The organism is Massilia sp. (assembly GCF_032106685.1).
Classification (GTDB): Bacteria; Pseudomonadota; Gammaproteobacteria; order Burkholderiales; family Burkholderiaceae_D; genus Telluria.
In genome coordinates this window covers 1-12,138 of record NZ_DAMCPG010000045.1, presented here as the reverse complement: position 1 = coordinate 12,138, position 12,138 = coordinate 1, and the positions used below count along the sequence as shown (strand labels likewise).

9 protein-coding genes are annotated in these 12,138 nt (G+C 66.8%); 6 read left to right on the top strand and 3 right to left on the bottom strand.

Annotated features, from left to right (window positions below; all coding sequences use genetic code 11):
• Nucleotides 1–22: 22 nt before the first annotated feature.
• From trxB to RT688_RS19865, 4 genes are all read left to right on the top strand, one after another.
• Nucleotides 23–979: a thioredoxin-disulfide reductase gene (gene trxB, locus RT688_RS19880; RefSeq protein ID WP_313706569.1), complete on the top strand. Its 957-nt coding sequence runs from the start codon at nucleotides 23–25 to the stop codon at nucleotides 977–979.
• A gap of 10 nt (nucleotides 980–989) precedes the next feature.
• On the top strand, nucleotides 990–1,658 hold the full coding sequence (locus tag RT688_RS19875) for a Smr/MutS family protein (RefSeq protein ID WP_313706568.1): 669 nt from the start codon (nucleotides 990–992) through the stop codon (nucleotides 1,656–1,658).
• A gap of 131 nt (nucleotides 1,659–1,789) precedes the next feature.
• Nucleotides 1,790–3,973: an ATP-binding protein gene (locus tag RT688_RS19870; protein ID WP_313706567.1), complete on the top strand. Its 2,184-nt coding sequence runs from the start codon at nucleotides 1,790–1,792 to the stop codon at nucleotides 3,971–3,973.
• 87 nt (nucleotides 3,974–4,060) lie between these two features.
• Nucleotides 4,061–4,669 carry a trimeric intracellular cation channel family protein gene (locus RT688_RS19865; protein WP_312549489.1) on the top strand — a complete coding sequence of 203 codons (609 nt, stop codon included), beginning with the start codon at nucleotides 4,061–4,063 and terminating at the stop codon, nucleotides 4,667–4,669.
• A 109-nt stretch (nucleotides 4,670–4,778) separates the two neighbouring features.
• On the opposite strand, the gene RT688_RS19860 is transcribed toward RT688_RS19865, so the two are convergent.
• Together RT688_RS19860 and RT688_RS19855 are read right to left on the bottom strand one after the other, a co-directional pair.
• On the bottom strand, nucleotides 4,779–5,117 hold the full coding sequence (locus tag RT688_RS19860) for a P-II family nitrogen regulator (protein WP_312549471.1): 339 nt from the start codon (nucleotides 5,115–5,117) through the stop codon (nucleotides 4,779–4,781).
• A 41-nt stretch (nucleotides 5,118–5,158) separates the two neighbouring features.
• On the bottom strand, nucleotides 5,159–7,207 hold the full coding sequence (locus RT688_RS19855) for an NAD(+) synthase (RefSeq protein WP_313706566.1): 2,049 nt from the start codon (nucleotides 7,205–7,207) through the stop codon (nucleotides 5,159–5,161).
• Between the two features lie 63 nt (nucleotides 7,208–7,270).
• Between RT688_RS19855 and RT688_RS19850 the strand changes: the two genes are divergently transcribed.
• Nucleotides 7,271–8,434, top strand: coding sequence for a GNAT family N-acetyltransferase (locus RT688_RS19850; RefSeq protein ID WP_313706565.1), 1,164 nt, complete (start codon nucleotides 7,271–7,273; stop codon nucleotides 8,432–8,434).
• A gap of 185 nt (nucleotides 8,435–8,619) precedes the next feature.
• On the opposite strand, the gene RT688_RS19845 is transcribed toward RT688_RS19850, so the two are convergent.
• Nucleotides 8,620–9,513: a LysR family transcriptional regulator gene (locus tag RT688_RS19845; protein WP_313706564.1), complete on the bottom strand. Its 894-nt coding sequence runs from the start codon at nucleotides 9,511–9,513 to the stop codon at nucleotides 8,620–8,622.
• Nucleotides 9,514–9,806: 293 nt separating this feature from the next.
• Between RT688_RS19845 and RT688_RS19840 the strand changes: the two genes are divergently transcribed.
• The gene (locus RT688_RS19840) at nucleotides 9,807–12,095 is read left to right on the top strand and encodes a TonB-dependent receptor (protein ID WP_313706563.1); all 2,289 of its coding nucleotides are present in this window, start codon (nucleotides 9,807–9,809) and stop codon (nucleotides 12,093–12,095) included.
• Nucleotides 12,096–12,138: the final 43 nt, after the last annotated feature.

The window sequence follows — 12,138 nt, the reverse complement described above, 5'->3', positions numbered from 1 at the left end:
CCACATCATTCATTCGCTCCCCATGACCACTAAGAAACACGCCAAAGTCCTGATCCTCGGTTCCGGTCCGGCCGGCTACAGCGCCGCCGTCTATGCCGCCCGCGCCAATCTGAGCCCGATGCTGGTCACCGGCGTCGAGCAGGGTGGCCAGTTGATGACCACCACCGACGTGGAAAACTGGCCGGGCGATCCCCTGGGCGTGCAGGGTCCGGAGCTGATGCAGCGCCTGCTCCAGCATGCGGAGCGTTTCAACACCGAGATCGTGTTCGACCACATCCACACGACCTTCCTGAACGAGAAGCCGATCCGCCTCTTGGGCGACTCGCACGAATTCACCTGCGACGCCCTGATCATCGCCACCGGCGCCTCGGCCCAGTACCTCGGCCTGGAATCGGAGCAAGCCTTCATGGGCCGCGGCGTGTCGGCCTGCGCCACCTGCGACGGCTTCTTCTACCGCAACCAGGAAGTGGCGGTCATCGGCGGCGGCAACACCGCGGTCGAGGAAGCCCTGTACCTGGCCGGCATCGCCTCGAAAGTCACCCTGATCCACCGCCGCGACAAGTTCCGCGCCGAGCCGATCCTGGTCGACCGCCTGATGGCCAAGGTTGCCGAAGGCAAGATTGCGCTTGAACTGAACCACACGCTGGAGCAGGTCGTCGGCGACGACAGCGGCGTGACCGGCCTGAAGCTGAAGTCGACCGCGGACGGCGCCGTCAAGGACCTGACCGTGCACGGCCTGTTCGTGGCGATCGGCCACAAGCCGAACACCATGATCTTCGAAGGCCAGCTCGACATGCACAACGGCTACATCAAGACCCGCAGCGGCACCGAGGGCATGGCCACGGCCACCAGCGTGCCGGGCGTGTTCGCGGCCGGCGACGTGCAGGACCACATCTACCGCCAGGCGATCACCAGCTCGGGCAGCGGCTGCATGGCTGCGCTCGACGCCCAGCGCTACCTGGAGGCCCTCGGGGAATAAAGGGAGCACGATGGCGGGCTTGAAAGATTTTGCCGACCTCAAATCCTTGCGCGACAAGCTCAAGGAAGAGGAGCGCCTGCGCGCCATCGAACAGGCCAGGCGCGAGCGGCAGGAACGGATCGCGCGCGAGCGCGCGGTCGAGTTCCGCGGCGCCATGGAAGGCGTCACCCGGATGCCGGAATCGGACCGCTACGTCTACCGCCCGGTACAGGAAGCCCTGCTGCGCGCCACGCCGGAGCAGCGCAGGCTGAGCCAGGAGGAAGACGACGCCCTGGTGCTGCAGGAATCGCTGTCCGACCTGTTCGACGTCGACGGCCTGCTCGACGACGACCCGACCCTGAGCTACGCCCGCGAGGGCGTGGGCCCCGATGTCGTGAAAAAGCTGCGCAAGCGCCACTGGCCGGTGCAGGACGAACTCGACCTGCACGGCATGACGCGCGACGTCGCGCGCGGCCAGCTCGGCGACTTCCTGCGCCGCTCGACCCGCCGCGGCGTGCGCTGCGTGCGCATCATCCACGGCGTCGGCTACGGCTCGCCGGGCGGCGAGCCGGTGCTGCGCTCGGTGGTGCACAGCTGGCTGGTGCAGAAGGACGAGGTCGTCGCTTTCTGCGTGGCCAACCGCAACGACGGCGGCAACGGCGCCCTGATCGTGCTTCTCAAGCCGGCGCTGGATTTGTGAAATGCCGATTACCTCCTGAAACAAACTCCCAGTGTCGCGCCGGATTCGCGTTGTAGAATGCGACTGTAGCCGCGCATGCGGCCCACCCTCAACATAAGGGACATTCTTTGAAGTCGCTTCCGGCCACTCCGATGTCCGTGCCCAGCCAGGTGGACCTGGCTTCCTGTGCGGACGAACCCATCCATATTCCCGGATCGATCCAGCCGCACGGTTTCCTGCTGTTCCTGGACGCGGCCGGCCGCATCGAAGGCTGGAGCGCCAACGCTCCCGAGATCCTGGCAGGCCAGCTGCAGCTCGGCCTGGCGTACACTACCCTGCCCCTGCCGCCCGCCTGTACTGACCTGATCGCCGAATGCATCGACCTGCTGGCCGAGGGCGAATATGCGCCTGCCGTGGCGGCGGTGAGCATCGCAGGGCATGATTACGACGCCATCGTCCACGGCAGCCATGGGCGTGTCATCGCCGAGTTCGAGAGCCGCGACGTCCCGGCCGACACCGTCGCCATGTTCGCGGTGAAGGCGCACAGTTCGATCGAACGGGTGCGGCGCCAGCGCAGCATCGAGGGCCTGCTGGAAACCGCGGTGCGCCAGGTGCGCGAGTTCACCGGTTTCGACCGCGTCATGGCCTACGTGTTCCGCGAGGACGACAGCGGCGACGTGGTGGCCGAGGCGCGCCGCGACGACCTTGCTCCCTACCTCGGCCAGCGCTATCCGGCCGGCGACATCCCGGCCCAGGCGCGCCGCCTGTACGTGCTGAACACCCTGCGCATGATCGCCGACATCGGGTACACGCCGGTGCCGCTGCTGGGCGCGCCGGGCGCCGCGCCGCTCGACATGAGCTTCGGCGTGCTGCGCAGCGTCTCGCCCATCCACGTCGAGTACCTGCAGAACATGGGCGTGCATGCCTCGATGAGCGTGTCGATCGTCATCAACGGCCGCCTCTGGGGCCTGATCGCCTGCCACCACATGGCGCCCAAGCGGGTGCCGCACGCGATCCGCATGGCGGCCGACGTGCTGGCCCAGGTCATGGCCTCGACCGTGCAGAGCATCGAGGCGCGCTCGGACGCCGAACTGGTCGAGCAGTCGGCCAAGGTACGCACCGCGCTGGTCGAATCGCTGCTGATCGACGAGGAACCGCTCGATGCGCTGGCGCGCCATGCCGACGACCTGCTGGCGGCCACACGTTCGCAGGCGCTGGTGAGCGTCCACAACGGCAAGATCATCAGCCACGGCCCGATCGAGCGCGAGACCGCCGAGGCGATCGTGCGCGCAATGCCGGCCGACGCCAGCGACATCCTGGTGCGCGACAAGCTGGGCGAGTGGCCGCAGGACGTGCACGCCAGCGTCGGCAAATGGGTCGGCCTGCTTGGCCTGCCGTTCGATCCGCCCGGCGGCGGCTGGTGCCTGCTGCTGCGCACCGAGCAGATCGAGCACGTCTCCTGGGGCGGCCGTCCGGAAAAGCTGGCGCAGGTCGGCCCCCTGGGCGAGCGCCTGACGCCGCGCGGCTCCTTCGACGCCTGGCACGAAACGGTGCGCGGCCACGCCCATCCGTGGGAAGCCACGGTGCTGGCCAACGCCCGCCTGACCCAGTCCGAACTGCTGCGCGCCTCGAACGCGCGCCGCGCCCAGCTCGACTCGACGCGCGCCCAGCTGCTGGCCATGCTCGGCCACGACCTGCGCGACCCGCTGCATTCGATCAACATGGCCGGCACCCTGCTCGAACGGGGTGCGGTGCAGCCAACCCTGGGCCGGCGCATCCAGTCCTCGAGCAACCGCATGCAGCGCCTGATCGGCCAGGTGCTCGACATGAGCCGCATCGACGGCGGCATGGGGCTGGGCATGGTGTTCGAACCGCTCGATCTCGCGGCCCTGGTCGAGGACGTGATCGACGAGTCGCGCATGGCCTACCCGAGCATCGATTATTCCTTCGCCAACCCGGGCCCGACCTGCGTGCGCGCCGACGGCGGCCGCCTGGGCCAGGTGTTGTCCAACCTGCTCAGCAATGCGCGCCACCATGGCGAAGTCGGCCGCCCGATCGTGGCCACGCTGGCGCGGGAGCCCGGCTGGGCGGTGCTGGAGGTGGCGAACGGCGGCGCCCCGATCGCGCAGGACGTGGCCGCTTCGCTGTTCAATCCCTTCAAGCGCAGCTCGCTGCACAACCCGCGCAACCGCACCGGCATGGGCCTGGGACTGTACATCGTGGCCCAGATCGTGCGCGAACACCAGGGCGAAATCGCCTATCGCCACGAGCACGGCCAGGTCGTGTTCACGGTGCGCCTGCCGCTGGCGGAGATGGAGCGGGCCGGCCCGACCTGAAGAGTTAGGCTCCAGGCACGCGCCGCGCTTTCGCGCGATGCTGTTGGCATGTTAGGCTTGCATCATGCCAACAGCACCCTGCCCTGCATGACCCTCATCAAGTTCATCGAGATCGTGGCGATCCTCGTCGGCGCGTTTTCCGGATTCATCGAAGCGCGCCGCAAACGCATGGACCTGGTGGGCGTGTTTACGGTCGCCTTCATCGCGGCTTTTGGGGGCGGCACCCTGCGCGACATCCTGCTCGACCGCCGTCCGCTGTTCTGGGTCACGCACCAGGAATACGCGATCGCCATCTTCGTGCTGGCCCTGATTGCGTCGCCCCTGATCCGCACCCTGCGCCACATCGTCTCAGAACGTTTGATCGTGATCGCCGACGCGGTGGGTCTCGGCCTGTTCTCGATCGCCGGCGTCTCGGCCGCGCTGGACGCGAACATGCCCTTATTTATTGCTTCGATGATGGGCGTGATCACGGGGATCTTCGGCGGCGTGCTGCGCGACATCGTCTGCAACGAAGTGCCGATGGTGTTCAGGGACGGCAAGCCGTATGCGATCTGCGCCTTCCTCGGGAACTGGATGTTCCTGCTGATGGGGCTGTACACCAGCGTGTCGCACGATTTCGCGCTGTGGAGCAGCGCACTGTTCATCAGCGTGCTGCGCTTGATTACCTGGAAGTTCGATATCCAGATGGGGCGGTAGGGTGGGCACTTTGTGCCCACGCGGGGAATGCCGGCGGCTCCGATGTCGCGCCTGGTGGTCTTGCCGATAACGATCACCGCGTGGGCTCGAGAGCCCACCCTACCAAACCTTACACTGCGTCCGGCCCGGTCTCGCCGGTACGGATGCGGATCACCTGCTGCACGTCCTGCACGAAAATCTTGCCGTCGCCGATCTTGCCGGTGCGCGCAGCCTTGATGATGGCGTCGACCACCTGGTCGACGATGCCGTCGTCGACCACCACCTCGATCTTCACCTTCGGCAGGAAGTCGACCACGTATTCCGCGCCGCGATACAGCTCGGTGTGGCCCTTCTGGCGGCCAAAGCCCTTCACTTCCGTGACCGTCAGGCCGGTGACGTTGACGTCGGCCAGGGCCTCGCGCACTTCGTCCAGCTTGAAAGGTTTGATCACGCAGGTAATCTGTTTCATGTCTGCTCCTTATCTAATAATGGGTGTTCAATCCGGCGCATCTAGTCCGGAATATTCGCCAGCTCGTCGAGCCAGACGGTCGCTTCCGAGTCGCTCGGGGCGCGCCAGTCGCCGCGCGGCGACAGCGAGCCGCCGTTGCCGACCTTCGGCCCGTTCGGCACGCAGCTGCGCTTGAACTGGCTGGTCTTGAAGAAGCGCCACAGGAAGATGCCGAGGTTGCGCTTGATCGCGCCCAGGTCGTATTCGTTGCGCGCGCCGTTCTCGTCGGGCCAGCGGCCCGCCAGGCGCGAATGCCAGGCGCTGTAGGACAGGAAGGCCACCTTGCTCGGCGCAAAGCCGTAGCGCAGCGTGTAGTAGAGATTGAAGTCCTGCAGCTCGTAGGGGCCGATCACGCTCTCGGTGATCTGGGCCGGCTTGTCGTCGCCTTCTTTCCCGGGCACCAGCTCGGGGCTGATCTCGGTGCCGAGGATGTTCAGCAGCACCTCGGCGCCGCCGGCCACGACCGCCCCGGTCTCGGCCACCCAGCGCACCAGGTGCGTGATCAGGGTCTTCGGCACGCTGGCGTTCACGTTGTAGTGCGACATATGGTCGCCCACGCCGTAGGTGCACCAGCCCAGCGCCAGTTCGGACAGATCGCCGGTGCCGATCACGATCGCGCCCAGGTGATTCGCCAATCGGAACAAGTGGTTCGTGCGTTCGCCCGCCTGCACGTTTTCGAAGGTGACGTCGTACTGCTCCTTGCCTTCGGCGAAGGGGTGGTTCAGGTCCTTCAGCATCTGCAGGCAGCTCGGGCGGATGTCGATTTCCTGGGCGGTGCAGCCGACCACGCGCATCAGGTCGTGCGCCTGCTTCAGCGTGCGCCCGCTGGTGGCGAAGCCCGGCATCGTATAGGCCAGGATATTCGTGCGCGGCAGCTTCAAGCGGTCCATCGCCGCGGCGCAGACCAGCAGCGCGTGGGTCGAGTCCAGGCCGCCGGAGACGCCGATCACGACCTTCTCGATGCCGCTGGAGGACAGGCGCTGGATCAGGGCCTGGACCTGGATGTTGTAGACCTCGGTGCAGCGCTCGTCGCGCAAGGCGCGGTCGGCCGGCACGTAGGGGAAGCGCTCGATCTCGCGCGCCAAAGGCAGCGTGCGCTCCAGCGGCAACGCCAGCGGGAAGCGCCGCACGCGGAACTTCTTCACCTCGTCCGCGTGGCGGCGCGCCGACTGCGCGAAGGTGGTGGCGCGCATGCGCTCCTGCGACAGGCGCTCCAGGTCGACGTCGGCGAAGATGATGTGCGACTCGTCGAGGAAGCGCTGCGATTCGGCCAGCAGCTCGCCCTTTTCGTAGATGATGGACTGGCCGTCCCAGGCCATGTCGGTGGTCGATTCGCCGCGTCCGGCCGAGGTGTAGAGGTAGGCCGCCATGCAGCGCGCCGACTGCTGGCTGACCAGCTGGTGGCGGTAGGTGCTCTTCCCGACCAGCACGTTCGAGGCCGACAGGTTGACCAGCACCGTCGCGCCGGCCATCGCCGCGAACGAGGACGGCGGCACCGGCACCCAGACGTCCTCGCAGATCTCGACGTGGAAGCGCAGCAGCGGGAAGTTCTCGACCTCGAACACCTGGTTCGGGCCGAAGGGGACGAGTTCGCCGAACAGCTCGACGCTGTCGACATGCGCGCTGTCGGCGGCGCTGAATTGGCGCGACTCGTAGAACTCGCCATAGTTCGGCAGGAAGCTCTTCGGCACCAGGCCATGCACGCGCCCGCCCGCGACCACGGCCGCACAATTGAACAGCTGGTGATTGACCCGTAGTGGCAGGCCCACTACCATCGCCACAGGCAGTTCGCGGGAAGCCTCGACCACGGCGGCCAGCCCCTCTTCGCAGGCCTCCAGCAGCGCGCGCTGGTGGAACAGGTCCTCGCAGCTGTAGGCCGACAGGCCCAGTTCCGGGAAGGCGACCAGGGCCGCGCCCTGCTCTGCCGCCTGGCGCGCCAGCGCGATGGTCTGCTCGACGTTGTAGGCCGGATCGGCGATGCGGCAGCGCGGAATGGCCACCGCCACGCGGGCGAACTGGTGTGAATACAGGTTAAAGAATCGGTTGTTCATCTCGGAGTCTTTCGCATAGCGAGCAGTGCGGGAGCGGACCTTCTCACCGCACTTCTTCTAGTTATGGAAGCAATTTTGAACGCAATTAATCATTATCGCACGCATGTCGTTTCTTCCTTGTCCGAGATTGGGCAATCCAGCTGGGATGGACTGCTCGCGCTCCAGGATGAGCCGAACCCTTTCCTGTCCTATGCTTTCCTGCACGCGCTGCACGAATCCGGCAGCGCCTGCCCGGAAACGGGCTGGCAGCCGCAGTACATCGCGCTCTACGACGGCGACGACCTGGCGGCCGCCCTGCCGCTCTACGTCAAGGGCCACTCCTACGGCGAATACGTGTTCGACTGGGCCTGGGCCGACGCCTACCGGCGCCACGGCCTGGCGTACTACCCGAAGCTGCTCGCCGCGGTGCCCTTCACGCCGGTGGCGGGACCGCGCCTGCTGGCGCGCGCCCCCGCTGCGCGCACGGCCCTGATCGAGGTGCTGGTCGCCACCCAGCAGGCGACCGAGGTCTCGTCCACCCACGTCCTGTTCCCGCCCGAGGAACATGCGCGCCAGTTGCAGGACGCCGGCTTCCTGCTGCGCAGCGGCGTGCAGTTCCACTGGCTGAACGGGGGCTATGCCAATTTCGAGGATTTCCTGGCGACGCTGGAACAAAAGAAACGCAAGAACATCCGCGCCGAGCGGCGCAAGGTGCGCGACGCCGGCGTGACGCTGCGGCGCGTGCGCGGGGTGGACGCGACGGAAGCCGATTGGCGCTTCTTCAACCGCTGCTACCGCCACACCTATGCGGCGCACTACTCGACGCCCTACCTGAACCTCGATTTCTTCCTGCGCATCGGCCGGTCCATGCCGGAGAATATCCTGCTCGTGATCGCCGAGCGCGAAGGCCGGCCGATCGCCTCCTCGCTCGTCGTTCACACGGAAGACACCCTGTACGGGCGCTACTGGGGAGAGATCGAGCACGTGCCCTGCCTGCATTTCGAGGCGGCCTATTACCAGCCGCTCGAGTTCTGCATCGAACAGGGCATCCAGACCTTCGAAGGCGGCGCCCAGGGCGAGCACAAGATGGCGCGCGGCTTCCTGCCCACGCGCACGTATTCGGCGCACTGGCTGGCGCATCCCGCGTTCTCGGATGCGATCGAGCGCTTCCTGGAGCGGGAAGCGGGCGGGATCGACGACTACCTGGACGAGCTGAACGAACGCACGCCTTTCCGTAGCCAGGGCTGAACGTGCCCGCCTTCACGTAGGGTGGGCGGCTCCAGCTGGTCGGGCAAGCAGACGCGGCAGGGGCGCCCCCACGCGTTCAACCGACGCCGGCATGAACGCGGCGGCGCGTCAATGCGAACGCGGTTTGAACGCGTGGGCGGCGCACTAGTCCCGGCGACGCTCCCACCCCGGTCGAGCCGCCCACCCTACACGAACAGCCCCGGCTGACTATCCGCATAATCGCGCAGCAGGTTCCACACCACCTTCACCCGCCGCAGGCGGTAGAGGTCGGTCGGTGCGGCCAGCCAGAACGAGCGCTCGGCGAAGAAGTCGGGCAGGACCTTGACCAGGCGGCCGTCGTCGGGCACCGCGTAGGGCGGCGCCATCATCAGGCCCATGCCGAGAGAGGCCGCCTCGATCTGCGCCGTCATGCCCGAGCAGCACAGGCGCCGGCGCGGCGTGAAGCCCAGTTCGCCCATGTAGGACAGTTCGCGGCTGGCCAGGCGGTCCTGCACGTAGTCGACGAAATAATGCTTCGCCAGGTCGGCCTGCTCGCGGATCGGCGGATGCTTCGCCAGGTAACCGGGCGAAGCGTACAGGTAGAAGCGGAACGAGGCCAGGCGCGTGACCATGTAGCGGCCGGTGGTGGGCGGGTCCAGCATCACGCCGAGGTCGGCCTCGCGGTTGGCGAGATTGGCGAAGCTCGGCAGCGCCAGCAGGTCGATCGACAGCTCGGGATTGACGTCGAGCAGATCGGCCAGCAGCGGCGCCACCACCTTCACCCCGAACACCTCGGGCACGCCCAGGCGCACCACGCCGTGCGCCGCCACTTCCGCCCCGCCCAGCTGCTCGGCGGCGGCCAGCGCGGCGCCTTCCATCGCTTCCGCATGCGGCAGCAGCGCGTGGCCCATTTCCGTCAGTTCGTAGCCCTCGCGCGAGCGGTCGAACAGGGTCGAGCCGAGTTCCTTTTCCAGGCGGTCGATGCGCCGCGCCACCGTCGTGTGCTCGACGTCGAGACGGCGCGAGGCGCCCGACAGCGTGCCCGCGCGCGCCAGTTCGAGGAAGAATCGGAGGTCGGTCCACTCAGGCAGGGTATTCATCGGCGCGCTTGTTTAATATCAAGATGACATATTGTGCACTAGTGCACATTCCCTCTGCAATCAAAACCCATTCCTTGCACTGCGGACGCGCAAATTGTGCAACCGCAGCATTTTCCCTCGGCGAGAAATGCACCACGACCGCGCATCGGCTTGTGCAAATTCGCACAGTCGGTGGGCGGATTGTTATCTTTTCAGCCAGAACCAGGCGAGGCACACTGCTGGGCGTGCAGGATCGAGCCGAAAGCGCGAGCTGTTCGCGAGCATGTCCGCCATTCCAAAATCAGGAGACAACGATGCGTCTGACAAAGAAAAAAATGAAGCTGCTCAACCGTTCCGCCGCCGCCCTGCTGGCCCTGTCCAGCAGCGCAATGGGTGCTGCCCAGGCCCAGGACGCCGCCGGCGCCCCGGCGCCTGACGGAGAAGCCGCCGCCGAGATCCAGAAAGTGGTCGTCACCGCGCGTCGCCGCGAAGAGTCGTTGCAGGACGTGCCGGTATCGGTTACGGCCTTCTCCGCCGACCAGCTGTCCAAGCAGGCCACGCCGGACGTGACCGCGCTCGCGCTGGCGCTGCCGAACACCACCCTGAAAGCCTCGCGCGCCACCAATTCCACGCTCACCGCCTTCATCCGCGGCGTCGGCCAGGCCGACCCGCTGGCCGGCTTCGAGTCGGGCGTCGGCATCTACATCGACGACATCTACCTGGCGCGTCCGCAGGCCGCCGTGGCCGACATCTACGACGTCGAGCGCATCGAAGTGCTGCGCGGCCCGCAGGGCACCCTGTACGGCCGCAACACCATCGGCGGCGCGGTCAAGTACGTGACCCGCAAGCTCGGCCCGAAACCCGACCTGCGCCTGCGCGCCACCGCCGGCACCTACGGCCAGATCGAAGGCGTGGCGACGGCCAGCACCCCGGTCTCCGACACCGTCCGCGTCGGCGGCACGGTCGCCCGCTTCAAGCGCGACGGCTTCGGCACCAACCTGTACACCGGCGCCGAGAACTACGACAAGGACGTCACCGCGATGCGCCTGTCCGCCGAATTCACGCCGACGCCGGACCTCTTCATCCGCATCGCCGGCGACGCGACCCGCGACGAGTCGAATCCGAAGAACGGCCATCGCCTGACGGTGGGCCGCACCAGCGGCGCGCCGATCCTGGAGAACGTCTACGACACCCGCGCCAACCTGACCCGCGCCCTCGGCCACGAGCAGGAAGTCAAGGCGCACGGCGTCTCGGCGCTGGTCGAATACCAGATCGACGACCAATTGAGCGTCAAGTCGATCACGGCCAGCCGCAAGGACAAGTCGTGGGCGCCGATCGACTTCGACGCCCTGCCGACCGTCGACATGGAAGTGCCGGCCCTGTACACCAACAAGCAGTTCAGCCAGGAATTCCAGCTGAGCTACACGAGCGAGCGCCTGCAGGGCATCGCCGGCGTCTACTACATGGACGCCAACGCCTTCAACAAGTTTGACACCATCCTGGCCGGCGCCTTCCCGAGCTCGACCTTCACCAGCGGCGACATCGACACCAAGGCCTGGGCCGCCTACTTCGACGGCAGCTACAACGTCAACGACGCCCTGTCGGTCTCGCTGGGCGGACGCTACACGGTCGACGAGCGCACCGCCTCGATCTACCGCCAGATCTTCCTGGGCCTGGGCGGTTCGCCCGAGATGGGCAACCCGGGCGCGATCCTGTTCCGCACCGACACCGATTACCGCAACGGCACCCTCAAGCGCAAGGACAAGAAGTTCACCCCGCGCGTCGCCGTCAACTACAAGCTGAGCAGCGACCACAACGCCTATGCCTCCTACTCCGAAGGCTTCAAGGGCGGCGGCTTCGACCCGCGCCTGAACATGGTCGGCACCCGCCTGACCGACGCCCAGGCGCGTGCCGGCTACGAGCCCGAGACCATCAGGACCTACGAGCTGGGCCTGAAGTCGGCCTTCGACGGCGGCCGCATCACGACCAACGCCGCGGTGTTCTACAGCGACTACAAGGACGTGCAGATTCCGGGCTCGGTGGCGATCGACACCAACGGCGACGGCCGCGACGACAGCTTCGCCGGCGTGACCACCAACGCCGGCAAGGCCAAGATCAAGGGCCTGGAACTGGAGGCGATCGCCAACCTGACGCGCGACTTCATGATCGCCGGCATGTACAGCTACATCGACGCCGACTACAAGGAATACATCGTGAACGGCCTGAACGTGGCCGACCAGCGCTTCTTCCAGAACACCCCGAAGAGCTCGGCCAACCTGCGCGCCAACTACGACATCGCGCTGCCGCTGCTGGGCCGCAACGGCAAGCTGTCGCTGATCGGCAGCGCGTCCTACAAGGGCGCCATCCACCAGTTCGAGTACGCCTCGGTGCTGGACGAGGAGTCCTACACCCTGTACGACGCGAGCATCGTCTGGACCCGTGCCGACGGCAAGATCCGCGCCGGCATCCACGGCAAGAACCTGAGCGACGAGCGCTACAAGACCGCCGGCTACTTCTTCCCGACCCTGGGCAACGAGGGCACGCTGACGGCCTTCTACGGCAACCCGCGCACGGTCTCGGCCACGCTCGAGTACCGCTTCTAGACTGTTCCGCTTGGGTGGGCATCCGGGCGCCGCCCGGCCCGGG